This is a genomic window from Anaerocolumna chitinilytica, from assembly GCF_014218355.1.
Taxonomy (GTDB): Bacteria; Bacillota; Clostridia; order Lachnospirales; family Lachnospiraceae; genus Anaerocolumna; species Anaerocolumna chitinilytica.
This window is the reverse complement of record NZ_AP023368.1, coordinates 931,072-956,650: the sequence shown is the minus strand read 5'-3', so window position 1 is coordinate 956,650 and position 25,579 is coordinate 931,072. Positions and strand designations below refer to the sequence as shown.

Annotated in this window: 34 protein-coding genes; 1 reads left to right on the top strand and 33 read right to left on the bottom strand. The window is 36.8% G+C overall.

What is annotated here, in order from left to right:
- Positions 1-16 precede the first annotated feature (16 nt).
- From bsdcttw_RS04250 to bsdcttw_RS04235, 4 genes are all read right to left on the bottom strand, one after another.
- On the bottom strand, positions 17-982 hold the full coding sequence (locus tag bsdcttw_RS04250; RefSeq protein WP_225903787.1) for a 4Fe-4S binding protein: 966 nt from the start codon (positions 980-982) through the stop codon (positions 17-19).
- 42 nt (positions 983-1,024) lie between these two features.
- Positions 1,025-2,026, bottom strand: coding sequence for a glycine betaine ABC transporter substrate-binding protein (locus bsdcttw_RS04245; protein ID WP_225903786.1), 1,002 nt, complete (start codon positions 2,024-2,026; stop codon positions 1,025-1,027).
- Between the two features lie 90 nt (positions 2,027-2,116).
- Positions 2,117-2,758, bottom strand: coding sequence for an ABC transporter permease (locus bsdcttw_RS04240; RefSeq protein WP_185258167.1), 642 nt, complete (start codon positions 2,756-2,758; stop codon positions 2,117-2,119).
- 267 nt (positions 2,759-3,025) lie between these two features.
- Positions 3,026-3,529, bottom strand: a complete 504-nt coding sequence (locus bsdcttw_RS04235; protein ID WP_185258166.1) for an SEC-C metal-binding domain-containing protein — start codon at positions 3,527-3,529, stop codon at positions 3,026-3,028.
- A 547-nt stretch (positions 3,530-4,076) separates the two neighbouring features.
- Between bsdcttw_RS04235 and bsdcttw_RS04230 the strand changes: the two genes are divergently transcribed.
- Positions 4,077-4,451, top strand: coding sequence for an SdpI family protein (locus tag bsdcttw_RS04230; protein ID WP_185258165.1), 375 nt, complete (start codon positions 4,077-4,079; stop codon positions 4,449-4,451).
- A 30-nt stretch (positions 4,452-4,481) separates the two neighbouring features.
- Here bsdcttw_RS04230 and bsdcttw_RS04225 read toward each other — a convergent pair whose 3' ends face one another.
- The 29 genes from bsdcttw_RS04225 to bsdcttw_RS04085 form a co-directional block, all read right to left on the bottom strand.
- Positions 4,482-5,042: a hypothetical protein gene (locus tag bsdcttw_RS04225; RefSeq protein ID WP_185258164.1), complete on the bottom strand. Its 561-nt coding sequence runs from the start codon at positions 5,040-5,042 to the stop codon at positions 4,482-4,484.
- A gap of 118 nt (positions 5,043-5,160) precedes the next feature.
- A complete protein-coding gene (locus bsdcttw_RS04220; protein WP_185258163.1) occupies positions 5,161-5,892 on the bottom strand; it encodes an aminoglycoside phosphotransferase family protein in 732 nt (243 codons plus the stop codon).
- A 21-nt stretch (positions 5,893-5,913) separates the two neighbouring features.
- Positions 5,914-7,746 carry an AAA family ATPase gene (locus bsdcttw_RS04215; protein ID WP_185258162.1) on the bottom strand — a complete coding sequence of 611 codons (1,833 nt, stop codon included), beginning with the start codon at positions 7,744-7,746 and terminating at the stop codon, positions 5,914-5,916.
- 122 nt (positions 7,747-7,868) lie between these two features.
- On the bottom strand, positions 7,869-8,279 hold the full coding sequence (locus bsdcttw_RS04210; RefSeq protein WP_185258161.1) for an arsenate reductase ArsC: 411 nt from the start codon (positions 8,277-8,279) through the stop codon (positions 7,869-7,871).
- Positions 8,269-9,357 (bottom strand): ACR3 family arsenite efflux transporter, encoded by a 1,089-nt coding sequence (gene arsB, locus bsdcttw_RS04205; protein ID WP_185258160.1) that lies wholly within the window; start codon positions 9,355-9,357, stop codon positions 8,269-8,271. The genes bsdcttw_RS04210 and arsB overlap by 11 nt, the downstream gene beginning before the upstream one ends.
- A gap of 173 nt (positions 9,358-9,530) precedes the next feature.
- On the bottom strand, positions 9,531-9,848 hold the full coding sequence (locus bsdcttw_RS04200) for an ArsR/SmtB family transcription factor (RefSeq protein WP_197979823.1): 318 nt from the start codon (positions 9,846-9,848) through the stop codon (positions 9,531-9,533).
- Between the two features lie 93 nt (positions 9,849-9,941).
- Positions 9,942-10,556, bottom strand: coding sequence for a Type 1 glutamine amidotransferase-like domain-containing protein (locus bsdcttw_RS04195; RefSeq protein ID WP_185258159.1), 615 nt, complete (start codon positions 10,554-10,556; stop codon positions 9,942-9,944).
- 29 nt (positions 10,557-10,585) lie between these two features.
- Positions 10,586-11,374, bottom strand: a complete 789-nt coding sequence (locus bsdcttw_RS04190) for an ABC transporter permease (RefSeq protein WP_330602365.1) — start codon at positions 11,372-11,374, stop codon at positions 10,586-10,588.
- 346 nt (positions 11,375-11,720) lie between these two features.
- Positions 11,721-12,524, bottom strand: coding sequence for an ABC transporter permease (locus bsdcttw_RS04185; RefSeq protein ID WP_185258157.1), 804 nt, complete (start codon positions 12,522-12,524; stop codon positions 11,721-11,723).
- A 26-nt stretch (positions 12,525-12,550) separates the two neighbouring features.
- Positions 12,551-13,417: a GNAT family N-acetyltransferase gene (locus bsdcttw_RS04180; protein WP_185258156.1), complete on the bottom strand. Its 867-nt coding sequence runs from the start codon at positions 13,415-13,417 to the stop codon at positions 12,551-12,553.
- 10 nt (positions 13,418-13,427) lie between these two features.
- The gene (locus bsdcttw_RS04175) at positions 13,428-13,955 is read right to left on the bottom strand and encodes a hypothetical protein (RefSeq protein WP_185258155.1); all 528 of its coding nucleotides are present in this window, start codon (positions 13,953-13,955) and stop codon (positions 13,428-13,430) included.
- A gap of 325 nt (positions 13,956-14,280) precedes the next feature.
- Positions 14,281-14,760 (bottom strand): NUDIX hydrolase, encoded by a 480-nt coding sequence (locus tag bsdcttw_RS04170; protein ID WP_185258154.1) that lies wholly within the window; start codon positions 14,758-14,760, stop codon positions 14,281-14,283.
- 48 nt (positions 14,761-14,808) lie between these two features.
- Positions 14,809-15,270 (bottom strand): DUF1648 domain-containing protein, encoded by a 462-nt coding sequence (locus bsdcttw_RS04165; RefSeq protein WP_185258153.1) that lies wholly within the window; start codon positions 15,268-15,270, stop codon positions 14,809-14,811.
- A gap of 65 nt (positions 15,271-15,335) precedes the next feature.
- Positions 15,336-15,857: a GNAT family N-acetyltransferase gene (locus bsdcttw_RS04160; protein ID WP_185258152.1), complete on the bottom strand. Its 522-nt coding sequence runs from the start codon at positions 15,855-15,857 to the stop codon at positions 15,336-15,338.
- A 34-nt stretch (positions 15,858-15,891) separates the two neighbouring features.
- On the bottom strand, positions 15,892-16,374 hold the full coding sequence (locus tag bsdcttw_RS04155; RefSeq protein WP_185258151.1) for a GNAT family N-acetyltransferase: 483 nt from the start codon (positions 16,372-16,374) through the stop codon (positions 15,892-15,894).
- 70 nt (positions 16,375-16,444) lie between these two features.
- Positions 16,445-16,873: a hypothetical protein gene (locus bsdcttw_RS04150; protein WP_185258150.1), complete on the bottom strand. Its 429-nt coding sequence runs from the start codon at positions 16,871-16,873 to the stop codon at positions 16,445-16,447.
- A complete protein-coding gene (locus tag bsdcttw_RS04145) occupies positions 16,870-18,393 on the bottom strand; it encodes a Y-family DNA polymerase (RefSeq protein WP_185258149.1) in 1,524 nt (507 codons plus the stop codon). The genes bsdcttw_RS04150 and bsdcttw_RS04145 overlap by 4 nt, the downstream gene beginning before the upstream one ends.
- 80 nt (positions 18,394-18,473) lie before the next feature.
- A complete protein-coding gene (locus bsdcttw_RS25210) occupies positions 18,474-18,599 on the bottom strand; it encodes a VOC family protein (RefSeq protein WP_269140613.1) in 126 nt (41 codons plus the stop codon).
- A gap of 51 nt (positions 18,600-18,650) precedes the next feature.
- Positions 18,651-19,145 carry a GNAT family N-acetyltransferase gene (locus bsdcttw_RS04135; RefSeq protein WP_185258148.1) on the bottom strand — a complete coding sequence of 165 codons (495 nt, stop codon included), beginning with the start codon at positions 19,143-19,145 and terminating at the stop codon, positions 18,651-18,653.
- Positions 19,146-19,369: 224 nt separating this feature from the next.
- Positions 19,370-19,621, bottom strand: coding sequence for a kinase to dihydroxyacetone kinase (locus bsdcttw_RS04130; protein WP_185258147.1), 252 nt, complete (start codon positions 19,619-19,621; stop codon positions 19,370-19,372).
- A gap of 106 nt (positions 19,622-19,727) precedes the next feature.
- Positions 19,728-20,288: an NUDIX domain-containing protein gene (locus bsdcttw_RS04125; RefSeq protein ID WP_225903785.1), complete on the bottom strand. Its 561-nt coding sequence runs from the start codon at positions 20,286-20,288 to the stop codon at positions 19,728-19,730.
- Positions 20,289-20,396: 108 nt separating this feature from the next.
- A complete protein-coding gene (gene gdhA, locus bsdcttw_RS04120; protein ID WP_185258146.1) occupies positions 20,397-21,731 on the bottom strand; it encodes an NADP-specific glutamate dehydrogenase in 1,335 nt (444 codons plus the stop codon).
- 210 nt (positions 21,732-21,941) lie between these two features.
- Positions 21,942-22,298: a hypothetical protein gene (locus bsdcttw_RS04115; protein WP_185258145.1), complete on the bottom strand. Its 357-nt coding sequence runs from the start codon at positions 22,296-22,298 to the stop codon at positions 21,942-21,944.
- A gap of 62 nt (positions 22,299-22,360) precedes the next feature.
- A complete protein-coding gene (locus bsdcttw_RS04110; RefSeq protein WP_185258144.1) occupies positions 22,361-22,843 on the bottom strand; it encodes an NUDIX hydrolase in 483 nt (160 codons plus the stop codon).
- Positions 22,844-22,867: 24 nt separating this feature from the next.
- Positions 22,868-23,203 (bottom strand): hypothetical protein, encoded by a 336-nt coding sequence (locus bsdcttw_RS04105; RefSeq protein ID WP_185258143.1) that lies wholly within the window; start codon positions 23,201-23,203, stop codon positions 22,868-22,870.
- A gap of 39 nt (positions 23,204-23,242) precedes the next feature.
- Positions 23,243-23,404: a nitroreductase family protein gene (locus bsdcttw_RS04100; RefSeq protein ID WP_185258142.1), complete on the bottom strand. Its 162-nt coding sequence runs from the start codon at positions 23,402-23,404 to the stop codon at positions 23,243-23,245.
- A 111-nt stretch (positions 23,405-23,515) separates the two neighbouring features.
- Complete coding sequence (locus bsdcttw_RS04095) at positions 23,516-24,385, bottom strand: aminoglycoside 6-adenylyltransferase (protein ID WP_185258141.1); 870 nt, start codon at positions 24,383-24,385, stop codon at positions 23,516-23,518.
- A 29-nt stretch (positions 24,386-24,414) separates the two neighbouring features.
- Positions 24,415-24,975 carry an AAA family ATPase gene (locus bsdcttw_RS04090; protein ID WP_185258140.1) on the bottom strand — a complete coding sequence of 187 codons (561 nt, stop codon included), beginning with the start codon at positions 24,973-24,975 and terminating at the stop codon, positions 24,415-24,417.
- Positions 24,976-25,035: 60 nt separating this feature from the next.
- Complete coding sequence (locus bsdcttw_RS04085) at positions 25,036-25,341, bottom strand: hypothetical protein (protein WP_185258139.1); 306 nt, start codon at positions 25,339-25,341, stop codon at positions 25,036-25,038.
- Positions 25,342-25,579: the final 238 nt, after the last annotated feature.

Genomic DNA, 25,579 nt, shown 5'->3' with positions numbered 1-25,579 from the left:
TCTGGATCAGGTCAAATTATTCTGTATATCCTTGTCGTTTGTTAAGCTTCAGAGATTTTGTAGGGCAGCCCTCCACGCAGATTCCACAGCCGACGCATTTTGACTGGTCTGCCTGAATTTTACTCTCTTTTTTAAATACATCAAAATGACAGGTTCTGATACATTTACCACAGGATATACAACTATTATTATCCAGCTTAATAACATAATTGGTCTCCGGCCAGAAGCCCAGACTATCTCGTCTTTTCTGCCCTCGGAAAAGATAACAGCAGTCTTCACAACAGTTACAGATTCCGTTAGGATTTACCGTGTGCATCAATCCATCTTTATCTGCCTTTCGGACAATCTCTTTAGCCGTTTCTTTATCAATTCTCTCTGATAATCCTCTGTGAGCAAAGGAGTTAATACCGTTCTTATAGGTAATGCAGGTTCTGGTGGGCAGACCACAGTCTCCTTTTAAGCTCCTGCAGTCGCAGAAGTTTAGATATACCGGACGATCCTGTTCTTCAATAAAGGCAAGCACTTCCTTAAGAGGCATGATGACATCCGAGGTCGGTCTGACATTCTTATCCTGAGACAGTCCATTATAATAGGCTTCAAAGTACCAACTATCCAAAGCCTCCCGTCCCTCTTTCGGGAAGCTTCTGTAGGTATCTGTCTCTGAAATTGAGAAAATATCCAGCCTTCCATAAAAGTCTGAAAGCTTATACCTCTCACTTTTTTCATCTGCAAGGGATATAATCCCTCTTTTATAGCTTGATTGGATAAATTCCTCTGCCTGCCCTAATCCAAGTTCCTCTATATCTGACGCTGTAAATGTATCCTTCTCTATATTACTTATAAAATCTATCTCCACTTTGGTAAATATCTGTTCCAAATAAGGATAGGCAGCCTCCGGAACTTTAAATTTCTCAATAAAGGACTGGCTTATCATAGTAACCCCTTTCGCAAGTATCAAACCTTCGTATTTACAAACTTTCATATAAAATAATGTTTTATTTCCCCTAATTACTTAATAGAATAATTACTTAATGGAGTCGTAGAATTCCTTTGCTACATCTTCGTATTCCTGCTTATCTACATCCACTTTGGCATTTAAACCAGTAATCGTTTTTGTATCTATCTTGGCATCAATAGCATTTAATACATCCGCGATATCAGGATTTGCATCCAGTATGTCTTTTCTGACTACTGGTGCAATATTGTAAGGAGGCCATACATATTTATCGTCCTCTAATAAAGTATAGGTTGATGAATCTACCAACTGTCCTTCTGTTGTATAAGCTACGGCTACATCTGCTTCGTCATTCTTTAATACCTCATACTTTAAGCCATTGTCATATACCTTGGAAGACTTCCATTTAAAATCACCATATTTAGCCGTTAAAGCAGGAATTCCGTCTTCTCTGGTATCAAATTCACCCTGGGAAGCAAATCTTAATTTATCTGCGTTCTTTTGCAAGTCAGAGATGGTCTTAATTCCGTATTCATTGGCTGCCTTTGTGGTAATTACAAGTCCCTGACCGTCATTTGCCTGCGCATAATCAAGCCATATCAGGTTGAACTGCTTCTCATATTCAGCTTTAACGGTATCATAGACTTTCTGAGGGTCTGTTTCTAAGGGAAGCTTTAATACAGAGAGCAATCCGGTACCGGTATATTCAGGGTATAAATCAATATCCCCGCTGACTAAAGTTGTATGTACCACTGCACTTGCCAGGTTAAATACTCTCTCTACCTTATAGCCTTTGTCTTCAAGAGCCAGGGCATAAATCTCTGCCAGCAGAAGATTCTCTGTAAAATCCTTGGAACCGATTTTAATTACCGTGTCTTTTTTGTTGTCCTCTGCTGCCTTCGTAGCTTCGGGAGTTGCAGTACCTGCATCAGTTGCGGCTTTTGTAACCTCTGGTGTTGATTCTGATTTACCGGTATTGGTGTTTCCATTTTTTGAACAAGCGGCTAAGGATGCCACTACTAAAATAAGTGCTAACATAAGTGATACTCTTCTAAAAACAGAATGTTTCATATATTCTCCTTTTCCGCCCCTACTTAGGGGCACCCCTCCACAGGGGCATCTATTCTTCCTATTCATGTTCATTCCATATTCATATAAAATTTATTTTCCAGGATTCTTATACCTGGTAATTCTATGGTCTAATAAATTAAGTAAATATCCTGATAACAAGGAAAGGATAGCCACACTTGCTCCACCTATTATCAATAAGTCAGTCCTCATAAGTCCTAGTCCGGTAAAGATAAGGCTTCCCAGTCCCCCTGCTCCGATATAAGCTGCCAGTGTAGCACTGGCAATTACTTCTACCACAGCTGTCTTTATTCCTGTAAATATCAGTGGAAATGCTAATGGAAATTTCACTGTAAAAAACATCCTCCACCTTCCCATTCCCATAGCATAGGCTGTCTCCAGAACAGGACCCGGCAATGTCTGAAAAGCAAGGGTAGTATTGATTAAAACCGGGGGTATGGCAAGGACTGCCAGAGCTGTTACAGCAGGCTTCATCCCAGTACCCATTATTGGTATACAAAGAATCAGGATGGCGAGGCTGGGTATTACCCTGAGAGTTCCGAAGATACCTTTAAATAACTTTGTAAGGCTTCTACATCGCGTACTGAATATTCCAAGTGGAATTGCAATTACCATAGCAAAGATGATGGAAACCAGACTTATATCAAGATGTTCCAAGGCTAATTTCAAAACATCATTCCAATTATGTAGCAAATAATCCAGAATTGGCTGCATGGAGTACCCCTTTCTTTTTTTATTTCATACTATTTTAATATGAATAATATGTATTAAAGACATAGTAATGCAGAATGTAAAAAATGTCAATGATTAAATTTTTCATTTTCATTTGAATTTATTAAAGGTAGAAAAAGGCAAAAAAATACCAGATAATATTAAAATGATTTTCCTAATGTTGATTTTGAAGTCATTGTATCAAACATGTAGGTTCATTTCCTATCATCTGGTAATTTTTAAGTATTATTACGTTTCAAACTGTATTCGTTAAGCTCTTCCACAGCAGAATTTATATTTCTTGCCGCTGCCACAAGGACAGGGATCATTTCTTCCAACTTTTTTCTCTTTTACAATTGTATTAGCCTTTTTTTGCTCCAGATAGAGTTCTTTTCTTCTCTCCTGGGATAAGAGGCTGTCCCATACAGGAAGCTCATAAAGCCATTCAGCTTTTGCTTCAACCATATTGCGGTATAATTTCTCTTTATCAAATCCAAGATTAACTACAGTTGTTTCTTCCATTTCTTCGATGGGATTTTCTTTTACAAGACTTTCATTGATACCATCTAAGAATCCAGTCATAAGGGAGATTGTAGTTCCATATTTTTCAGCAAGTTCTGCTACTGTTCCTTCCACTACTACTTCGGGCTCCGCAAGAATCTTCTCATATATTCCCTGCTCTACGCTAAAATAATTTCCCCAGAAAAGCTGTCCTTCTTTTTTGTTTGTGTCGAGGGCATATGCAAAATCTCTCCACTCTGTTAATAAACTCATTGTTTTACCTTCCTTTATCAAACTTTTGATTCTCTATAGATTTTTTACATAATCTTTTTTATTTATGTATAATCTTAGAAATACTGTATCATACTATAGTTAATCTAATTCCAATCCGAACTAGATTAAGGTACCATCAACTCGTTGGACCCCCCCTCCAGCAAGAGGATGTCCGCCTTGTGCAGTTTCTGCACAGACAATACCAAAGAAAAGTTAAATACTTATCCTCCCCTTTTTAGTGAACACTCCGTTGCAAAGGCGTAACGGGGTGTTTGCTTTTTTATAAAGAAGATTGTATAACCTCATGGTTTTGACATCATGGGGGTTTTTGAAAACCTACTGTTTTCTTGGGTTTATCGATTAACACGATTTATGGCACAATGTGTATTTTAACATATAATTTCTTTCCACGCAACTTTTACGCTACTTTTAATTTGCACCGAATATTTTCATTAACTTTCACATTTATATATTTGTTTAAATTTGGTATAATAGTTATATGAATTTTCCATAATCCATAGTATGTGTAAGTTTTAGGAGTAGCATTATGATCATATTACTTTTTCGCCCTTTGCTTATCATTTTTCTTGGCTTGATATTTAAAGTTATGCCTCTTGATAAACCAGGCGGTAAATTTCTTATGACAGGATTTCAGATACCTTCTGCCTATAAGTCTAAGCAACATTGGATTTATGCTCAAAAATTTGGGCCAAAGGTATTTATAATAACTGGACTCATATCTTTTGTACTTACAATTTTATTACTATTTTTTAGGAGAAAAGCAATTTCTTATGATACTATGGAATATGCTACTGCTATTTTTAACGCTCTCTTAATGATTATCTCATTTATTGTATTAGAGTATAAAGTTAGAAAGCTGAAATCAGATATTAATTCCAAAGAAAAAAATAACGTTTTTTGAAGAAAGTTTTGATAAATTTATCTCACTTGGCTAAAAATCTGTATCTTGTATAAACTTGACTCCAGTACTCGTATCTAAAGACATCTCAATTTTACCACTTGCCTTATAGCCTGTTAATGCGATAACTGTATCCCCTTTAGGTAGTGTATAAGTAAATTCTTTCTGGTCAATAGGAATGGATATAATTTTATCATCTACAATCAAATCCAGTCTCATAGAATCTTTCTTCATGGTTGTTGAATAATGTATTGTTACTTTTGATTCCTGTTCTGTATGAATGATTTTACTAAAATCACATCCACTAAAGGTACCAACACTAATTTCAAAATTATTGTCAGAATACGAGCTGCTATAATTTTTAGTATTATAACCTACCGTGCGTTGTATTATCATATCATCGGTAATGTCATCTAAGGATTTCATATCCTTTACGTGAATTGGTTCGTCATCAGCATCATCTTTCATACTTGTTACACTACTTGCATCTGATATTTTCGTTTGATTATTCACATTTTGATATATATAAATAATGCTAAATCCCATAATGACTAAACCAGATATAATAGGTATTACCTTTTTTCTTATTAACATATAATCTCCTTCTGTAGAATTTTACGATAATAAGAATATTTTAGCTTATATCTACAATTTTGTAAATATTTCCAACGATAGACTTTGTTTAATATTATCTTACAGTTATTTTATTTCTTTATTCGTTGGGACATTCCCCTTTTCTTACCGCAATAAGAACGGTTAAATAGTCCTTTATCATCTCTCTGGTTACATTCATATAGGATAGATATAAATCTGTCAGCGACTTCTTTAAACTGAGAATCATCTCTTTATCTTCTACCTCCGGAGGTACCGGTGTATATTCCACCAATAATACCGTTCTTGCAACATCGTATAAATAATCGCCATGGCAGATATTCATAAAGTCTATTATATAGGCATCTCCTGCTGACAATATGATATTACCCGGATGGAAATCTCCATGGCATAAGGTGTTTCCATTTGGTAGTTGATCTATCATCTGCAATAAATTATCCTGTTCCTCTGCTGGTAATGAGGTCTGTGGTATAAATTGCTTCAGAAAATCCTTGTAATCTGCTACACTGCAAATAGTATTCTGGGCAACTGTTTTATGAAGTGTTGCCATATAGGAAGCACATTTTTGTACATCGCGAGTTCTCATGACCCAATCCAGCAATGATTCTCCCTCTATCTTATCATATATAATGCCTTTTCTGCCTTCATAAGAGATTATTTCATATATCTTAGGTTTTGCAAATTCCATATCTCTTATTAACATTGCATTACGATATTCATTTTCTACTGCTTCATCAGGGTACTCCTTATGAAAAAGTTTAAGTACTTTACCTTCTTCCCATTCGTATACGCTTGCTGTATTACCGATACCAATAATTTTTCCGAATTTCATATGCTGAACTCCATTATTTTATTATTCTGTTTCTAAAGCAATAGAAACCAAATCATCATATTCTATTGAGAATAACATACTGTCAGTCACATTCTCAACCCGTGATAATCTGTTTGCCTGATTGACCAGTGCTTTCTCATAGTAATTTCTAACATCTCTGGCATTTGCAAAAGCAGGCAGATGCATGCTTTTCTGCTTGACATAGTAGGAATATGCTTGCTGTTCCGCTTTATCAGATAATGTAAGACCAGCTTTTGTACACATTGTTTTTAAAATCAGTATTAAATCCTCCGCACTGTAATCATCGAACTCAATAAACTTATTAAATCGAGAGCGCAATCCGGTATTGGAATTTAAGAAATTTTCCATTTCCTTTGGATAGCCCGCTACAATTACCACTAAGTCAGCACGCCCATCTTCCATTGCTTTAACAAGTATATCAATGGCTTCTTGCCCGTAATCTTCGTTGCCACCGTTTTCCGTCAAAGAATAAGCCTCATCAATAAATAATATCCCGCCCTTAGCTTTGCTGATGATTTCCTGGGTCTTAATAGCTGTCTGACCTACATATCCAGCAACCAGTCCTGACCTGTCGGTTTCTATCAGTTGTCCTGTTGAGATAAGGCCCAAACTCTTATATATTCTAGCCAGAAGCCTCGCTACTGTTGTTTTTCCTGTTCCTGGATTACCGGAAAAAACCAGGTGCAAGGATATTGGAATACGTTTAAATCCTCTCTCTTCACGCATTTTTTGCACTTTTATTAAATTAATCAAACTGTTTAAATCGCTTTTTACACGATCCAGTCCAATTAACCCATTCAATTCTGCCATTAACTCTTCAAGACTCTCCTGAGTATCCTGGGTATTTAAATCTTTTACAGCCACTTCCTCTATTTCTGCTTCACAAAATTCTTCTAGGCTGTCCATAGGCAAATAATTCATTGCAAGCAAGTTATTGATATTCAACAGATATTGATACAATTCAGCTATCTTTTCAGGAACAATATCCGAACAGCTTCTATATAAAAAGAGTATTCCCATTTCTTTTAACAGAATCAGGACGCTGATAGCAGCCGCACTATCTGAACCATTCCGTATTAATTTTTGATCAGCTTTAATAAAAACATCCATGCATTCAGGAATTTCCAAAGAATATGGCCCATTTTCTTTAACACGTTTTTCAACAGCTTGGATGTAATAGTCAATGTCATCAACTTGCAATAATTCCATTATAATCTGCTTTTCTACTTCATCTATCTCACCATCTACAACAGATAAATAAATGAGGAGTTCTATAGCCATTTCAAGGAATTGTGTCCCCACGGACCGTCCATCTGAAAAACCAATCCCCACTCTATCCATCGTGTCACACATACTAAGAATTTTATCAATAGCCGAATGTTGTTCTCCCAGAAGTTGAAACCATTGTTCATCGGTCAATGGTATATTATCCTCTTCCAATATTATATTTCTTTGCTTGCTATCTTCTAACAGGATTTCCAATACCCCATCATAGACCATCTGAGCATTTTGAATCATCTGATTGAAATCTTGACTAACCAGGTTAATCCCTTTATCATAGTAAGCTTCTTTATAATCATACATATATTTTAGTATAAGTTTATAAAAACTCATTTGCCCACGAAGATTTCCTGCGTTCCCCGCTTCTTCATCCATTTCTTGAAGCTTCTCTATTTTATTTATAAGAGATTTAAAGTTATCACTTGCTTCACAACTGCAGGCATCGCATAGGGAATCCACAGGAGACATTTCCGATTCCGTAAATGTATTATTGCAAAGTATACACTTATATACAGGACTACTGGGTTTTGATTTCTTTAAAAAGTTTAACATTCAGATGTCTCCTTTTATTCTCATTAGTATGGTGTTAGTACTTATTACTGTCAGTATAATACATTAATATACATAAATCTACCATATTCACATGTAATACACCATAATATCGGAATGCAAATTCAATATTTCCCTTTTTTTATATGCTCTTTTAAGACCTGAATATTTTTATTGATTTCCTCAATCACCTTGACAAACTCTTCCTCAGATTTCCCTGTGGGGTCTTCAAGTCCCCAGTCTTCCCTGTGCCTGCAGGGCAGAAAAGGACATTGTACATTACAGCCCATGGTAATAACAATATCTACCTCAGGAATATCTGCTAAAAGCTTTGAATATTGTGTTTTCTCCATGTCAATACCATACAACTTTTTCATAATGCGAACTGCATCCTGATTAATCTGAGGCTTTGTTTCCGTACCGGCAGAATAGCTTTCAAATACTTCCCCAGCAAGATATTTCCCCAATGCTTCCGCTATTTGACTTCGGCAAGAATTGTGGACGCATATAAATGCGACTTTTGGTTTATTGTCCATTCTTCTCTCCTTTCTTAAATGGCACGCCTTGTTGATCAAAAAATTTATCCTTTAGATAGAGTGAAAGCTGTACCAGTATAATCATAACCGGCACTTCAATTAACGGTCCGATGACGGCGGCAAAAGCCTGGCCGGATCCGATTCCAAAAACAGCAACGGATACTGCTATTGCAAGTTCAAAGTTATTACTGGCTGCTGTAAAGGATAGTGTTGTAGTTTGTTTATAAGGAAATCCCTTTTTATAAGAGATAAAAAAGCTGATGACAAACATCAAAATAAAATAAATTAATAGGGGAATAGCTATCCTTACCACATCAAAAGGCAATCTTACAATTAACTGCCCTTTTATCATAAACATAATGATGATTGTATAAAGTAATGCTCCCAGTGCAAGAGGTGAAACCTTCGGAATAAAGGTATGATTAAGCCACTCTCTGCCCTTAAAATGTATAACGGAAAAACGTGTGATAATCCCGCAGATAAACGGGATTCCCAAATAAGTCAGCACGCTTTTTGCGACTTCTCCCACAGAGATGTGAACAGCTGCTCCTGTCCAGGAGAGCTTCAGAGCGTGAGGAATTATTGTAAGAAACAGCCAGATATATACTGAGTAAAGCAGTATCTGAAAGAATGCATTCAGCGCGACCAGTGCGGCGCAGTACTCGTTATCCCCCTTTGCAAGGGTATTCCAGATAATTACCATAGCAATACACCTGGCAAGTCCTATTATGATGATTCCCTCTGCATATTGCTGTTGGTCCGGTAAGAATAGAAGGGCAAGCAGGAACATCAGAACCGGTCCGATGATCCAGTTCTGCAGCAAAGAAAACCCAAATACCTGCTTATTGTCCGCCACTTTTCCAATCTCTTCGTATTTGACTTTAATCAACGGCGGATACATCATTAAGATTAAACCCACTGCTATAGGCCAGGAAGTAGTCCCTGAACTTAGACTGTTTATTGCTGTAGCAGCACCTGGAAAAAAGTTGCCGATGCCGACTCCTACTGCCATGGCAATAAAGATCCATAATGTCAGAAAACGATCCAAAAAAGATAGTTTGCCACCCGTTCGTTCCATAATTTTAAACCTCCTCAATTTCAAAAATTATTTTTTATCTCATTTGTAGCCGGGATTAACATAATAAAGCCTTAAACTCCATAGTATTTCCTTAATTCTATAAAGTTTATGTTTTCATATCAAAAAATATTGATATGTTATACTTAAGAAAAACCATCACACTGATGGTTATCTTAATCACAGCATCGGTCAGGCTGCTGCTCCTCATAAGGAGTGGTTAGTTTATTTAAAAGTTCTTCTGCATATCTGCTGCCAGATTCACTTAAACGATAATGTGTCCATTTACCCTCCTGCCTGCTGTCTACTATGCCGGATTCACAAAGGATCTTCATATGGTAGGATAAAGAGGATTGGCCGATGTCCATCTGTTCAATTAAAACGCAGGCACACTTTTCACCGCTGCGTAAAAGTTCCAGTATCCCAAGCCGTTTTTCATCACAGAATGCCTTAAATACTCTGGCGTTTTTAACATGTTCGCTTTCTATCTCCATCACCTCAAATCAAATATTTTTGATATGAATATTATATTGTTATTACGATCCGCTGTCAATCCTAAAAAACAGATCCTTAACTATCTATTTGCTTCAGTCAATAATCTGTACAGAATTGCCTTCTATCCAGATAGCCTGTGTATCTGCCAGGTAAACTGGGTTATCTTTCGGCAGATCACCGCAGTTGGTCCCTTCCTTGCAATGGACATGGATTTCATTCCTTATATATCCTAAACTATCAGGAAAATTCCCGGCAGTAACCATACTCCCAGCACTTACTCCCAAATAGAACAGTCCATTTTCTACACTTCCCTTTATGACTTCATCAAATCCAGTCCGATTAATTTCTGAAAGCAGAATAGCAGAATCACCTCCACTGAAAACCAGCAAATCATAATGATTTAGCTCATCTACAGATAGAAGGCGATAGAGAGGCGGGATATCCGTAACCTCTGATGAGTATGTCCTTGTATAATTCTTAGATAACAGATATCCCAAATGATAAACAGAGATGTTTTCCTCCAATATTCCCATATTCATCAGATTGAAAATGCACAGCGATATCCCTTCTCTTGCACCGTCATTCATAATTGAGGCAGAAGGAACAAAGATAACTTTAATATCACATGCCCTTTTCTGTATTTTATCAAAGAAAAATACTTCAAGGTTTTTCGTTAATCCAGCCGAAGTAAGAAGAAGCCTTCTCATACATGAAACCTCCTGTTCTTATGCTCTTGTCACGACCCTGTTGATTTGTAATGGCTTAAGCCAAATCGGAAGAATCCATAACTGGGAATTAAAAAAAGCAATGCTGCTACCGGAAAGAACATAAAAAGAACATTTTTCTCTTTATCCAATAAATAGAGCAGCGGATAATATTGAATTAAAGCCAGCGGTATTACAAAGGTAAGGAACTTCAGAATTCCGTTCCCATAGGCAGAGAAGGGAAATCTGCCGAACTGCCGTGCCCCATAGGTAAAAATATTCATAAACTCCAAGCCTTCAATCGTAAAAAAGGAAAATGCTGCATTTATAAGGAATAATCCAAAGAACAGAGCACTTCCGCAAAGTATCATTAGACCGAGCGTCACGACCTTTTGCCAAGTCCACACAATACCACTGATTGGAATCGCATAACATAGTACAAAGATAGCCTGTAACAGTAAGCCGAGTCTTGTAAAATCCATGTTGGGCATCAATATTTGTAACAAAATATTTCTAGGTCTGACAAGAGCACGGTCGAATTCTCCGTTACCAAGCAAACGTGAAAATACGGCAAATCCACCTCCAAACATCTCTCCCAGAGAAAAGGCCATCATAATTACCGCGAAGCACAAGAACACCTGCCTATTCGTAAAACCGTCTACTGCACTGACTCTGGAAAAAATAAAATATAATCCAAAAAAGGCCGTAAAAGCTGTAATAAATTGCCCGAATATCGTTAAAAAGAAGGATACTTTATACTGCATCTGGCTCTTTAAGTTCATACATATATAATTTAAGTATAACTTCATCTTAAACACCATACCCTTTCTCTCTTATCTCCATCTATCTCAACAAGTTCGTACCGAGGATTTCACAGGCACCAACTTGCGTAGGAAAAATGCTTCTCAATTTCCCCCCAAAAAACTCTCCTTGAAAAATGCTTCTTAATTTTTCCCCAAAAAGCTCTCCTTGAAAAATGCTTTTCAATTTCCCCCCAAAAAGCTCTCCTTCCCCAACAAGTTCGTGCCAAGGATTTCGTAGGCACGTACTTGGGTAGAAAAATGCTTCTTATTTTTTTCCCAAAAAGCTCTCCTTCCCCAACAAGTTCGTGCCGAGGATTTCGCAGGCACGAACTTGCGTAGGAAAAATGCTTTTCAATTTTTCCTACTATCCGCCTTGTACCACTACTCTTTTTAATGCATTTTGCATGGTAAACTTACCGATAAGAAACAGTGCTGCAAGCCAGAATATCTGAAAAGCAATCCCCTTTAAGGCTTCCACCCCAACAATACTCTCATTGTATATAAGAAGGGGCATATTTTGCATTGCCGCAAAGGGCAGTAATTTAACAATAGCAAGCACTGAGGGCGGAAAAAAGGGTAAAGGTATTATTCCTCCCGATAAAAACGCTGTCAATGCTGTTACGATTATCTTAACACCTCTTTGAGATAGTATATAGAACAGAGAAATATACATAAGCATAGCAAATGCCACTACAACGCCTAAGGCAAGTATCATAGATATTAAAAATAAGAAAAACTGTCCGCTGACAAGGGGCAGGGACATCCGATAAGGCTTTGGAATCAATAATGCAACCAATAGAACAGGCACGCAGTTTACTACTGTAAATGCTACTCGGTTCGCCGCCGACTGACAATACCAGCGGCCATATAAATCCATCGGCCGGACAAGTTCATATGCAATAGAACCATCTCCAATTGCAGAATAGATTTCACCATCTTGGAATACCACCGAAAACAGAACTATAAATATTTGCTGCATCCATATGTAAGAAACCGTTTGTGAGAGGTCCATAGGGAAAACATTATGACCCGTCCGGTAAAGCATCGAATATGCCAATATTTCCATGATACCCCATCCAAACCTTGTTATAATTGCTCCGAAGGTAACAGCACGGTATTGAAGGCTGTTCACAAATCGTATCCGAAACACTGACATGTACATCTTCATATATGATTCTCCTTAAAAACGGCAACTTAACCTCTGTAAGTATTTTCACAGTTAAAGCCCCTGACCTTAAAACCATTCTTAAGATATAATCTCTGAGCTTTTCTGTTCTGGTAGTAAGTCGCTAAATATAAATTGTCAAAGTAATTTTCATATATCCTATCTTTTATGCAATAGTTTAGAATATCACTTCCATAACCTTTCCTTTCATAATTAGGATGTACTGCAATGATATCAATATAATTTTCATTAACTATATATAAGCCGACTAAATCATCATTTATCCAAAAAGTTTTAAAATCATTTTCTTTCATTCCTTTTAACCATGCCTTATTTCCCTCATGATTCTTACTGAAGATATCTTGATCTTCCTTACACGCTATCTGCTGCTTTCTGAAAGCTTCATCTAATAATTTTAGGTATTTTAGAGAATGTTCCTCCTCATAATTTTTAGCACTCATATCTGGTCTCAAGGTAAAATCTTTCAGTCTGTTTACCTTAACTGAGTCTTTTGTAATATAAAACTCGAAACCAAGGGCATCTCTTACTAAACCGTATTCCATAAAATAATTTACTAGTGCTTCATTATAAGCATTAAAATTAACATAGATATCTTTATTCTCTTGTACACTGACGAAATAATTCAATTCCACTTCTATGAATTTTATAACTTCATAGTCACTCACATCATTTTCAAAAGATAGTTGAAAGGAATAAAAGGTGTCGCCTTCAACAACAGTAAAAACCCCGTGATTATACTCCTGCTCAAGAATGAATTTTTTAGATACCCTTCCCGCCCTATAAGACCTATAAAATATATCAGCTGCACTATGATTGATTCTTAATAACATGCACCTGGCATATTCTAAATCCTCATCCACCATTTCTCTGAACATATAAATTACCTCAAGCCAAATAGATTCCGTAATCTAAAATGACGTTTCCTTGTTCATCTTTTTGTGTAAAACGCGGGCAGTTGTACCTTTCAAAGATATAAGCCCTATTTTCATCATCACTTTTAAAGTTCCCCATATTATTTTTTTGAAATTCTGCTATGCATTCATCGTTCATATTGTAGATACTGCCGTCACTGTCTGACCCTTTAATCCAGCATATACCTGCATCACTTTCTTCCAGATCAATAAACTCGTATCCTTCCGGTACCTCAGTATCTGTCGGAAGGAACAAACCCATCCAATACTCAAAAGTATTTTCAAAGTCTGAACCATTACAACGCATAAAGCCCAAGTAACCATTTTCAACATTTTCTAGGGAGCCTAATTTCTCCAGTTCTTCAAACCACCCATTTTCGAACCATTCTCCCCACTTATATCCATAGCCGCCGTCCTTACCCCTATCGGCATTTGTATATCTCTTACCAATAAAACGCATTGCCGGTAAGTGTTCCTTATAAACCTTAATAATTTCTGCCATATTAATCCTCCTATCCTATAAATAATATTTCTATTACTTGTTACTATAAATGTAGATAGTTTGTCCATATATCCATTTAAAGTCAGGGTTCTGTGATTCCGAATTAGAATATTATACTCCAGTTTTATCCAAACTACCAGATATCTTTTAAATTAAAATTATTACTTCCGCAAGTTTTTATTTAGGCTATGACAGTATCCCTATGGCAGTATCCGGATATTAACATTAAAAAGCAGTTATCCGTAAGATAACTGCAAATAAGGTATTGATGATTTAATAAAGGCTGCTTCTATAAAAATAGCTGCTTCTATAATAATAGCTTCTTCTATAATAATTGCAAAGCGGTATATTCTCTAAGATATGCTCCACGTTTCTCTTCGTAGGTAGACGCATACTCCTGATGACGTGAAAATATCTCCAGTGCCGTATCAAAATCAACCCATTCTGCTACCAGCTTTCTTTCTGCTTCCATTTCGGTTAAGTTTGTAGATGACTCTCCTATAATTTCACAAATATAATAATAGTCTATGTATTTGTAATCTTCATAATATTCGTTAATTTGAAGATACGCACCGTCCCTGCTTGTCTTAACGATATATCCGGTCTCTTCCTGCAGTTCTCTGACACAACAATCTTCTAGGCTTTCCTCCTCTTCCAGCCCTCCACCCGGAATCATAAAAAAGTCATTCTTTAATTCATGAACTAAGAGAATCTGGGAATCTTTCAGTAAAATTCCACGGCAGCCTGTTCTTTCTTTTGAATAACTCACAAATTTATTTTCACCATATATTTCTTTTGTTATCATAACTATTACTCCTTCTTATTCGGTCTTAACCAGCGGTATTGGTACACTTTAAGCTTTCTTCAGCTGATAGCCAAAAAAACCGATTGAACCAAATAACAAAATTATGAAAACCGGCACAAACAGCAATGGCATATTTTCCGCTGAAGTTGAATGTAAAATGATATAAGAAAAAACTAAAACTACACACAATTTTAATGTCCCCAGCATGTTTTTTAAGATTCTGTATACTTTCTCTCTATTCCGCTCTGTTACTTGTACTCCGGTATTCCATGTCCCGGGAAATCTTTCTATAAGAGAGAGAAATAAAAACAATCCCCAATTAACCGCCAGCAGTACTTTTAATGAGCTTTTATCAGTGATTTTATCGATTTTCCCTGCAAAATTATAATGACCGGGTATTTTTACAGGTATCTTATCCCAGGATACTAGCAAAAAAATCGATACCCCTAACAGGCATAGTACAGATAATATATTTATAATATAGTCATATTTATTTCTGGCAACTTTCATATTGACCCTTTCACTTTCAATTCTTTTGTTTAATACTATTACTCTACCTTACATATCTTCTGTCGTTACGCAAGCTCAAGAACATAACTTAGTTCTTCTCTTTCTTCCTCGGAAGCCTTATTCCGACGACCTTTCGTTTTACTTTCCAATTTCATGCCCAACTTCTCCATCACTCTATAAGATGCAACATTTTCACTATCGCAGTGTGCAATGAACTTCTTTATATTCAACTCATTCTTTGCAAAGTTTATGATTTCCTTTGCTGCTTCAAGAACATAGCCATTCCCCCAGTACTCCTTGCCTATAATCCAGCCAAGTTCACCCTCTGTATTCCCTTCATTGATATAAATACTGATAGCGCCGATATGCTGACTATCCAGCAGAATAGCAAATTCATAAAATGCAGGATTGGGTTTTTGCCATTCTACATGTGCCATTTCCAGGAAATTCTTAGTTTCTTCGATATCAGTATTGGGCAAAAACATCATATACTTCGTATTTTCCAAATCACTTGAATATTTGTGCGTAGACATAAGATATTGAGGCCCTAACGGTGCCAGCAGTAACCTTTTAGTATGTATATTCATTATTATTGTTCTCCTTTATTTTTATAAACCCCTCTTAGTTTAACTCTTTCCTTAAATATCTGCATCCATCTTCCACTATTACCCCTAGCTTATAGCCGCATTTTTCATATAAACCTCTTGCTTCTATGTTAAAATCAAAAACATTTAAGGTGATTGTTTTGCAGCCAAGCTTTTTCACTTCATATTCCATACGTTCTAGTGTTTGCCCAGCATACCCTTTTCTTCGGAATTCTTCCTTTATATATAAGTCACATAAAAATGCATCTTTATTACCCTCAAGCATATACCAAATGTACCCTACGTCTTCTTTGTTTTCATTTACAATTGAAAAGAAATAGTTATTCGGTGTATCTAACCCTTGGGGAATAATATTATTCATGTCTTCCTCAGCTCTTTTTAATGCCATTTCTTCTGTGTAATTATTTGATTTTATGAAATCCTTTGCATATTCATGTATGCTAAAATCTTTAAACTTTTCAAATTGCAATTTATCAAATTTATTAAATTGTACTATCACTTTGTATCCTCCATGATTCGATTTCAGGCTATTGAAAGATATCTATTAAAAGCAAAATTTTTACTGTCTTTTATCCATTATACATAGTTTCGAATATCTGCCCCTCTATACTGATTATGTCATCTATTGGAATCTCTGTACCATCGGTCATAACAACGTTATGCCCATATTTATCTATCTTTTTAGCGGTACTGATTATAGTAACATAAGTCCCGCCATCCTTCTTTGTATCCGGCTGAAAATAGGTGATTACAATTTCAGGATGCTCTTTTATCCCATCTGTTATAATTTGCAGCCGAGCGCTTAAAATGTCCTTCATATATTCATCCAATTTTACTCTTTCGTCTGTCAGCCTTGCAGTTTCTTTGATGGCAGAATCATATCCGGTCAGTGCGGCAAAAGGTGAGAACTGAGCTGCCCGGTCAAGGGCTGTCATCTGAGGATGTTTGGCAGAGATATGGTGTGGCAGATCGATAATATCGTCATAGGTCTTTTTCATGCTTTATGTCCTCCAATCTGTTTGTTCCGGTCTACAGTGGTAGCTCCTTCCTCAAAGTTCATACCCTTTAAGATAGCGTTCTTACCATGTTTCTTTTTTATCTCTAACATGGCTTGCTGTAACTTCTTTTCCCGTGCAAGTTTAGCTTCTTCCTCTTCTTTTTTTGCCTGTACTGTCTTATAGTCCGTAAAAAGATCAAGCTGTTCAAAGCTTTCCATCTTTTGAACAGCTGCTTCATCAATAACATGATTCGCAGTGATATTGACTCTTCTGACAAGGAGATTATTATCAACGATACGATCAAAAAGCTCGGTAATAGCATCCAGAATTAGTTTTGTAGAAGAGGTGTGTCTTCCTAGATTTATTGAGCCATGGGCGGATTTTGGTACGGAACGCCCATAGTGGTCAGTGGTGATTTCTCCGCGATAGGACTTTTTTATCTCCGGATTTGCCAGATTTTCTATATCATATCCGACGGTTAAAACAAGCTGATCAGTCATTAGTCTTTTATCCACCAGATCAAGTACAAGCAGATCTGCCATTTCCCTCACAACCAGCTTGGCTTTGTCATAGGAATAGGCACTATGCAGCACCTGTCCTGAGCCAATGCTGTTAGTGCTTGGCTTATACGCTTTAATATCTGTAATCGTACATGGCTCCCAACCCCAGGCATGATCAATCAGCAATTCCGCATTGATACCAAACATTTTGTACAATAAATCTTCATTGTAGTAATCGGAAGGCTTTCCGATAGAACATCTTGCGATATCTCCCATCGTATAGAGACCTTGCTCTTCCAACTTCTTGGCATATCCTTTTCCTACCCGCCAGAAGTCTGTTAACGGCTGATGTGACCACAGAGAATGTCTGTAACTCATCTCATCCAGCTCAGCAATTCGCATGCCGTTACTATCAGCAGGGATGTGTTTTGCCTGAATATCCATAGCAATCTTGCTAAGATAGAGATTTGAGCCAATACCTGCTGTTGCTGTAATCCCGGTTGTATTGAGAACGTCCATTATCATTTTTGTGGCAAGCTCACGGGCTGAAAGGTTGTAGGTGCCAAGGTAATCGGTGGCATCAAGAAGTACCTCATCGATTGAGTAGACATGAATATCTTCCGGTGCGATGTACTTTAAATAGACATTGTAAATTTTCGTACTGTACTCAATATAATACGCCATTCTTGGCGGAGCAGCAATATAGTTCAGTGCGATACTTGGTGAGGCTTTCACTTCAGTATCTATGAAAGAGTCACCGGAAAAGGCGCGTCCCGGGGCTTTAAGCAGCCGTGCTGCATTCACTTCCCTGACCTTTTCTACAACTTCAAACAATCTTGCCCTGCCGGGAATTCCATAGGCTTTCAGAGAGGGAGAGACAGCAAGACAGATGGTCTTTTCGGTACGGCTTGCGTCTGCTACTACAAGATTAGTAGTCAGCGGATCAAGGCCTCGTTCAATACACTCGACGGAAGCGTAAAAAGATTTTAAGTCGATTGCTATATAGCTTCTGTTCTTCATGATTATTTCTCTGTGTCCCTCCTATTCAACGAATTCCTATATTCCACTCATCTATTTAATTATGAAGTATTCTATAGTTACTATACACTTATATACCAAAATATCCCGTATTTATCCATTACATTCGCACAGCAGGAACTCCAAGGTAAGGCACCCAACGGAATCAGAATACTTCCTTTTACGTAAGCTTGTAATCCAACCTTCATAAGATTCCCTTTCTCCTAATTGCTTCTTAGTTAACTTACTTGTATTGTCTTCTATGCAGTAACTTCCATTTCAAATAGTGCCATTGTTCTTCCTTTATCAGATTCAGCTGTTTTTATATGCTTAAAACCGGCATCCATATATATCTGCTTTACAACTTCTTTGTTATTTCCGGTATCCAGCCGAATATACTTGACTCCTCTTTCAATACACACGTTTTTGATATACGCTATTACCTGCTTTGTCATTCCTTGATGAGCAAACTTTCTTCTGACACAAAATTTATGCAGATAAGCTGCTTCGTTATCCTTTGCATCGGGCCACCAGAGAGAATCTCTCCATTGCAGAATGAAACTACAGGCATGTTCTCCGTCAATACTGCCAACACAAAAATATTCTTCCTTTGCTTCTTCGGTTACCAGTTCTTCCGGTGTAAGCCATTCATCCAGCCACACATCGAATCCTCTACTGCGTCCCCAGTCAGCTACTTCTTTCATGATAGATATGGCAGTATAGACATCTCCGTTTTTTATCTCTAATCTACCCATCTTACTCTCCAAAAGTTCAACCATTCATATTTATAGCAGATTTTATTTCTTACTATTATATCCCAATATTGTCCATACTTCCACTTATCTTTTATACAGGTTAGATCTTATATCTTCCCCCACTATACAATATAACCCGTCTATTTTAACCTCTTTATATCAGAAAACTCCCAAAACTATTTCAGTTATGGGAGTTGAGATAACCTCTAAGCCGGTAATTATTTTTATCCTTGTAAGCCTCTGGACTGCCTGTCCATATCTTCCACTACTATATCATAAATTTCACCTAATGATGAGCAATACTCTAATACTTTCCAAGGCTCGTTTGTATGGTAATGAATCTTAATTAGCTCCTCATCCCCAACTGCCAATAAACAATCTCCTTTAAAATTATTGGTAAAATACTCATTTATAGCATCTTCATCTAAATTTTTCCCTTCAATAAGAAGTTGTGTATCGTATTTGTATTCTAACATTTCCTTCACCTTTCCTTTCTCTTGTCTTTAATTATCTCATACTTCATCAGCTATTGACAACTTATTTTCTGCTAAATGAAATTTATTCTCAGAATTAAGTATGTATTCAAGTAGCTCCATACAAAGAATACGGCCAACTTTTTGCATTACCTTCATACGGAATTTCATGAAAAGCACTCTCTGACATTGCGCAGCTGATTAATTTTTTTGTAAGCTCCGCCACATCCTCCCGGTCTAGAGCTTCGTCGATGTCCAGCCATATGGCCTCGCTATTTTCTTTTCCATCAGATATAGCTTCTCCGCTGATATAATTTGCAGTAAATGCAACATACCAATCATGATTATTAAATCTGATACCAACCACTCTGTCCGGCTCAACAATTACCTTAGTTTCCTCAAAAACTTCTCTTTTGACAGCCTCTTGAGGGGTTTCATTCAGATTCACATAGCCACCCGGAACAATTAATTTCCCCTTACCGCTTCCATATGTATGCCTTACCAGAAGTACTTTATTATCTTTAAATACTATTCCTGTGACAGATTGGTACCAGTTCGTATTATCATGGTTATCCATCTTGTATTCCTTTCTCAATTCATTTCTGCTAATTTGATAGGTTATGGCTTTGTTTTCTTTCGTATTATAATCCATATTCAGCCATGTTTCCACTATAACTCTCCTATAATTTGGCTGATAGGTATAAAGAAAAACACTACAAGTTTTCAAAATGTTGACGAAAACTTATAGTGCTTAGGTTTATCTATCAAAGCTCTGCTCCTACCAGATGCCCTGCGCTAACATGGCATCTGCAACTTTTAAGAATCCGGCTATATTAGCTCCAAGGACATAATTTCCTTCAGCATTATATTCTCTGGCTGCATTGGACATATTATGGAATATATTTTTCATTATGAGTTTTAGCTTTTCATCAACTTCTTCAAAGCTCCAGCTTAGTCTTTCACTATTTTGTGACATTTCCAAAGCAGAAGTTGCAACACCTCCGGCATTGGCTGCTTTTCCAGGAGCAAAGAGGATTCCGTTCTCCTGCAGATATTTCGTTGCATCAAGATCTGTAGGCATATTAGCCCCTTCCGCAACTGCGAGACAACCATTCGCTACCAGGTTCTTTGCATCCTCTAACAGTAATTCATTCTGGGTAGCACAGGGAAGTGCTATGTCGCATTTTACGTTCCATACTCCACGGCCTTCGGTATATATTGCGCCGGGACGATACTTAAGATATTCTGTCAGTCTTTCTCTTTTTACTTCCTTAATCTCTTTTAAAGCTTTTATATCAATGCCAGCTTCATCATATATCCATCCATTGGAATCGCTGACTGTTACCACTCTCGCTCCCAGTTCAGCAGCTTTTTCTACCGCATATATTGCTACATTTCCGGAACCAGATACAGCAACTATTTTCTCTGCCAGCGTATGACCATGGGCTTTTAACATTTCTTCCGTAAGATATACCAGACCATAACCCGTGGCTTCTTTTCTGACAAGAGAGCCTCCATAGGTAAGGCCTTTTCCGGTAAGTACCCCTTCATAGGTGCCTCTTATCTTCTTATATTGTCCATACAGATAACCAATCTCTCTGGCACCGGTTCCGATATCTCCGGCGGGTACGTCTGTATCAGCCCCGATATACTTATATAATTCTGTCATAAAGCTCTTACAAAAGGCTAATACTTCCCTGTCTGATTTTCCTTTGGGGTCGAAGTCTGATCCTCCCTTGGCTCCACCAATAGGAAGTCCGGTAAGGGAATTCTTAAATACTTGTTCAAAACCAAGGAACTTGATGATTCCCCGATTAACGGATGGATGCAGCCTTAAGCCTCCCTTATATGGCCCAATGGCATTGTTAAACTGGATACGATAACCGGTATTTACCTGCACATATCCTTTGTCATCTACCCAGGGTACTTTAAAGCTAATCTGACGGTCCGGTTCAACCAGCCTTTCTAATAATGCTTCTCTGCGGTAATTTTCTTCATTTACTTCCACAACTGGACGAAGTGATTCTAATACCTCTTTCACTGCCTGATGAAATTCATTTTCAGCAGGGTTCTTACGTACTACCATGTCTAAGACTTCATTTATATAATCCATGCTTCTCTCTCGTCTACCGCCTCTTTGCGGTACCGCCACATAAGGGTCGTATGAATGAATGTGGCACTCTCTATCATATTTTCATACACCTAAAGCTGTTTTACTAATTTTATTATGGCAGAATTATAGCCCCTGCCTCGCTCATTTATTATCATACAATATTAATTAATTTATATCAATTCATTACAAAACCTGTTTTTAAGTTTTAAACTATCGCTCTTTCCATGAAAATACTCCTATCCAAATCCGCTTTCCCACAAATTCGCCAGTAATAGTATCAAGGTTCTTATCATCTTTCGTTACCTTTAATTCAAGGTCCAGATACATACGCCTGCCTTTATAAGATATCTTATAATTGCTTAATGTCTGTGCTGATACTCCCCTATATTCTTTGTGATTGTCTGCATAGAGTGATACTACTTCACCAACATATTTATAGTAAATATATGTTTTATAGTTATTTCCATAAGCTATTGCTTCCAGGCGGACAGGCAGGAAATGAATGAGTATACATAGAATCAGCACACTGATTAAAATAACTTGAATCATTCTTTTAAACTTTCTCATCCTACCTCCCCCCCATATTACTCATTACAAGTTATGATCTTATGCTGCTCCATTATTAATACTTATAGATACCTTGATGATAACACTTTAAAATCAGGTTGGGTTACGTAGGAACAATAATGAACTTTTCCGCTAAAATCCAGTATCTGCTGAAATCTTAATCGAGGAGCAGGCGCAGTAATATAATCTAATACATTTTCCTTGGGTACCCATATAACATCGCTTGTTTCATCGGATGGTGTCAGGTTTCCGTCCTCATAATCACATATAAAATCAAACATCACTTTCGTAGGAACCGGTGTAACCCCGTCGTAATAAGTATTCATGCTTACATTGGAATAGATACCGCATAGACATCTGACAGAAGCCCTTACCCCGCTTTCTTCAAGAATCTCCCGCAGCACTCCTTCTTCCAGGTTCTCTCCTACTTCAATTTGTCCTCCGGTGCAATCCCATCCCCTATTATAAGTTTTTACGATAAGGATATTCCCGTTCTTATCAAATACATATCCTCCTGCTGCTACAATATGTGTTGGCCAGCCCATATACAATCTCCTAACTGTAAAATATTATTTCTCTATTTTTTTGCGTTTCTGGGAACTTATAAAAGTATATACTTCCGTTACAAGTATACTTAGAAAAATATAAAATGTCCCACATTGATTTAACAGAGCATCGTAATGTTTAATATCAGAAATTTTAAATGTAATAGCCATAGTAAGGTAAATTATAGAACCAATCATTACTAATAATCCAAAGCATTTATTAGACAACATCCAGACATCCTTATACATCCCTTGCTGCATTGATTTGTAGCCTAGTATATTCTTTTTATATATTGGAGAAATGAAATATAAAAAGAGAGAAAGCGCAAAAAATAATAATCCAAACCCTATATTTACCATTATACACCTCCAAAAGAAATAAAAATTCACCAGATTCTATTATAGCTTATACATGGATGATTTTCCAGGGTTTTGTAATAATCTTCCTGTATTCAGGTTCTTACTATAAAATCCTTTTAATATTAGGAAACCCTGTACAACCGGTTCGTCTGTAAAGTCTCTAATACTTCTCCGGTTAAAGATTGCTTCTAAAGTTTCCATTGGGAATTTTTCTCCAGTTTATAGTTATTGACTACATTTTTTTATTTTATTATATTCATTTTCTTAATCATCTCTTTTACCATGAAAAATGACTGGTAAGAAGCCCTGTTTTCATTTCTCACCCTCACTATTCCATTTCCGATTTAACAGGAATTCTCTAACCCTTTTACTTTCTTCTTTGTCACATATAAAATGAAAGTACTCTGCTACCTCCCCTTCCAGTTCATGAAAATAATCATACATTAGAAAAAGCTTATCCCAAATATTTTTATAACTTCCATCCGGAAAAATCTCCTGTACGTGTTTCATATCTGTATCTGAAAGATACCTCTTCAAATATTTACTGTGAGCTCCAGTGGTTACTTTAAAATCATGATGTAATCCTATGGTCCAATTTAGCATCTTCAAAAACATTTTCATTATAAGAACATCAAAACAGTATTTAGCATAATAGAATTCTTCCCGGCACAACCCCTTAGCTATGTACAAAGACAACCACCGAAATTCGTTGGTGGTGTTATGGAATTCCATCTTTGAGGGGGGCTGAATAAAGAATGCCTCCTCATTCTCTATTAATCTTAATGCTGTAAAATTGTCCTTATTGAGCAATATGATTCTTGGCTCGTTTTTGCTCCTTTCTGCTTCGATGTTCTTTACATCAATCAGTGTGAGATCAATACGGTTACCATCTGAAAATTGAATCAGATATGTGAAGGAATCACTACTGGAATAATCATAGGGATGCAAGTACCAATCCATTGGGCACTGAAGAATAAGGATTTCGCCAAAATAATTCACCCAGCTTTTATCTTTCGTAAATTCACGCACATCAGTTACAAAATATACAATATCGAAATCACTGTATTGGTCGTGGACAGCATTTTTATTCGCTCTTGAGCCATCCATTGCAACAGCGCGTATTCTATCATCTTCCCTGGCTTTTTTCATAATTAATTCCATCATTTCGGATTCTTTACGCATGTTATCTCCTATTCCCAATGCAATTATAATTATTTGAGTTCATCTAGAATCTTTCTTCCAAGTTCTTTTAGGGCTGGATTATAATCTCCTGTAGTATCGATATAGAATGTCGGTACATCAAGCTTAGGTTCCTCGTAAGGACTCACTTTCAGTTCCATTCCCTTTCTAGCCAAATCAACGCCTTTGTCACCATGAAAATATTCTCTCCTTGAATTGTTTAAACCCCGCTGCAGAAATCTGTCAAGAGCGATTTTTTCATCTACTTTACATATTAACAGAACGATACGAGCTTTGTCCGTGAATGCTTCCAGCCTGTTTGACCATAGCTTATGCTGAAATGCAGCTTCAACAATTACAGATACTTTATTGGTTATTAACCCCATAACTGTATCAAAGAAGATATCCGTAGCTATCCCATTGGTTTCTTCCGGAAGTTCTGTATGCTTTTTACCAAAAGTATGGACATAACCTTCCTTTATCTGGTCCCGGCTGATTACCGGCATAAAAATCTCATTGCCAAGATTTTTAGCAAAGGTTGTTTTCCCTGCACCAGGTCTCCCGGTAACCACTAACAAATATGGCTTCTCCATATATTCGACTCCTTTTATATGACAACTATAAATAAAAATGATATTAACCTTTTATTTTCACTAAGAATTAACTATCTCATTTAATACCTCAATTGGAAATTCCTGATTATTAAAATAAGCAGCATACCTTTCGGCGTTATTAGAAATCTCTATAATTCCTCCCTGAATTGCACCACATGATAAGTTGTAAGATTGATCATATGGATATAGGCTTTCATCGGAACACGATTTATATATTATTGCAATAATTAATCCTATAAGTGTCAGCACCTTAATAACTTTCGGATTATTATTACTTGCATTTATAATCCCGTATACTGTTATTCCAATTATCAAACCTATTAGTAACGGCCATAAAATATACATGTTTATTTACCCTCCCTAATACTGCTCCACCGGACCTTTTTTCATTATGCTATTATAAGCTTGTCCTAAATTTTCCATATTTAAATATACCCTAAACTCAGCAAAAATTCTATCTTTTTTACATTAGATCTCAAAGGACTTTAATTTTAGCTAATAGAATAAAATAGAATATATTTAAAACAAGTGAGCAGTACTGACTTTCTCTATTGAGTTTCTTACTCAATACGAATATCCATAC

Coding starts and splice junctions, on each gene's coding strand:
- bsdcttw_RS04105 (WP_185258143.1), bottom strand. CDS start 23,203: ATGGTAAATATAGGGTTTGGATTATTATTTTTTGCGCTTTCTCTCTTT.
- bsdcttw_RS04200 (WP_197979823.1), bottom strand. CDS start 9,848: ATGGAGATAGAAAGCGAACATGTTAAAAACGCCAGAGTATTTAAGGCA.
- bsdcttw_RS04135 (WP_185258148.1), bottom strand. CDS start 19,145: ATGGGTAGATTAGAGATAAAAAACGGAGATGTCTATACTGCCATATCT.
- bsdcttw_RS04165 (WP_185258153.1), bottom strand. CDS start 15,270: ATGAAAGTTGCCAGAAATAAATATGACTATATTATAAATATATTATCT.
- bsdcttw_RS04100 (WP_185258142.1), bottom strand. CDS start 23,404: ATGGAAACTTTAGAAGCAATCTTTAACCGGAGAAGTATTAGAGACTTT.
- bsdcttw_RS04110 (WP_185258144.1), bottom strand. CDS start 22,843: ATGGGCTGGCCAACACATATTGTAGCAGCAGGAGGATATGTATTTGAT.
- bsdcttw_RS04230 (WP_185258165.1), top strand. CDS start 4,077: ATGATCATATTACTTTTTCGCCCTTTGCTTATCATTTTTCTTGGCTTG.
- bsdcttw_RS04210 (WP_185258161.1), bottom strand. CDS start 8,279: ATGGACAATAAACCAAAAGTCGCATTTATATGCGTCCACAATTCTTGC.
- bsdcttw_RS04095 (WP_185258141.1), bottom strand. CDS start 24,385: ATGCGTAAAGAATCCGAAATGATGGAATTAATTATGAAAAAAGCCAGG.
- bsdcttw_RS04145 (WP_185258149.1), bottom strand. CDS start 18,393: ATGAAGAACAGAAGCTATATAGCAATCGACTTAAAATCTTTTTACGCT.
- bsdcttw_RS04180 (WP_185258156.1), bottom strand. CDS start 13,417: ATGTTCAGAGAAATGGTGGATGAGGATTTAGAATATGCCAGGTGCATG.
- bsdcttw_RS04245 (WP_225903786.1), bottom strand. CDS start 2,026: ATGAAACATTCTGTTTTTAGAAGAGTATCACTTATGTTAGCACTTATT.
- bsdcttw_RS04175 (WP_185258155.1), bottom strand. CDS start 13,955: ATGGCAGAAATTATTAAGGTTTATAAGGAACACTTACCGGCAATGCGT.
- bsdcttw_RS04240 (WP_185258167.1), bottom strand. CDS start 2,758: ATGCAGCCAATTCTGGATTATTTGCTACATAATTGGAATGATGTTTTG.
- bsdcttw_RS04220 (WP_185258163.1), bottom strand. CDS start 5,892: ATGAAATTCGGAAAAATTATTGGTATCGGTAATACAGCAAGCGTATAC.
- bsdcttw_RS04085 (WP_185258139.1), bottom strand. CDS start 25,341: ATGTATATTTTATGGCCGTTACTAATAGGTTTGATAATTGGAATAACA.
- bsdcttw_RS04170 (WP_185258154.1), bottom strand. CDS start 14,760: ATGATAACAAAAGAAATATATGGTGAAAATAAATTTGTGAGTTATTCA.
- bsdcttw_RS04195 (WP_185258159.1), bottom strand. CDS start 10,556: ATGAGAAGGCTTCTTCTTACTTCGGCTGGATTAACGAAAAACCTTGAA.
- bsdcttw_RS04235 (WP_185258166.1), bottom strand. CDS start 3,529: ATGAGTTTATTAACAGAGTGGAGAGATTTTGCATATGCCCTCGACACA.
- arsB (WP_185258160.1), bottom strand. CDS start 9,357: ATGGAACGAACGGGTGGCAAACTATCTTTTTTGGATCGTTTTCTGACA.
- bsdcttw_RS04215 (WP_185258162.1), bottom strand. CDS start 7,746: ATGTTAAACTTTTTAAAGAAATCAAAACCCAGTAGTCCTGTATATAAG.
- bsdcttw_RS25210 (WP_269140613.1), bottom strand. CDS start 18,599: ATGAAGGTTGGATTACAAGCTTACGTAAAAGGAAGTATTCTGATTCCG.
- bsdcttw_RS04130 (WP_185258147.1), bottom strand. CDS start 19,621: ATGTTAGAATACAAATACGATACACAACTTCTTATTGAAGGGAAAAAT.
- bsdcttw_RS04225 (WP_185258164.1), bottom strand. CDS start 5,042: ATGTTAATAAGAAAAAAGGTAATACCTATTATATCTGGTTTAGTCATT.
- bsdcttw_RS04250 (WP_225903787.1), bottom strand. CDS start 982: ATGAAAGTTTGTAAATACGAAGGTTTGATACTTGCGAAAGGGGTTACT.
- bsdcttw_RS04115 (WP_185258145.1), bottom strand. CDS start 22,298: ATGAGAAAGTTTAAAAGAATGATTCAAGTTATTTTAATCAGTGTGCTG.
- bsdcttw_RS04160 (WP_185258152.1), bottom strand. CDS start 15,857: ATGAATATACATACTAAAAGGTTACTGCTGGCACCGTTAGGGCCTCAA.
- bsdcttw_RS04190 (WP_330602365.1), bottom strand. CDS start 11,374: ATGGTGTTTAAGATGAAGTTATACTTAAATTATATATGTATGAACTTA.
- bsdcttw_RS04150 (WP_185258150.1), bottom strand. CDS start 16,873: ATGAAAAAGACCTATGACGATATTATCGATCTGCCACACCATATCTCT.
- bsdcttw_RS04090 (WP_185258140.1), bottom strand. CDS start 24,975: ATGGAGAAGCCATATTTGTTAGTGGTTACCGGGAGACCTGGTGCAGGG.
- gdhA (WP_185258146.1), bottom strand. CDS start 21,731: ATGGATTATATAAATGAAGTCTTAGACATGGTAGTACGTAAGAACCCT.
- bsdcttw_RS04185 (WP_185258157.1), bottom strand. CDS start 12,524: ATGAAGATGTACATGTCAGTGTTTCGGATACGATTTGTGAACAGCCTT.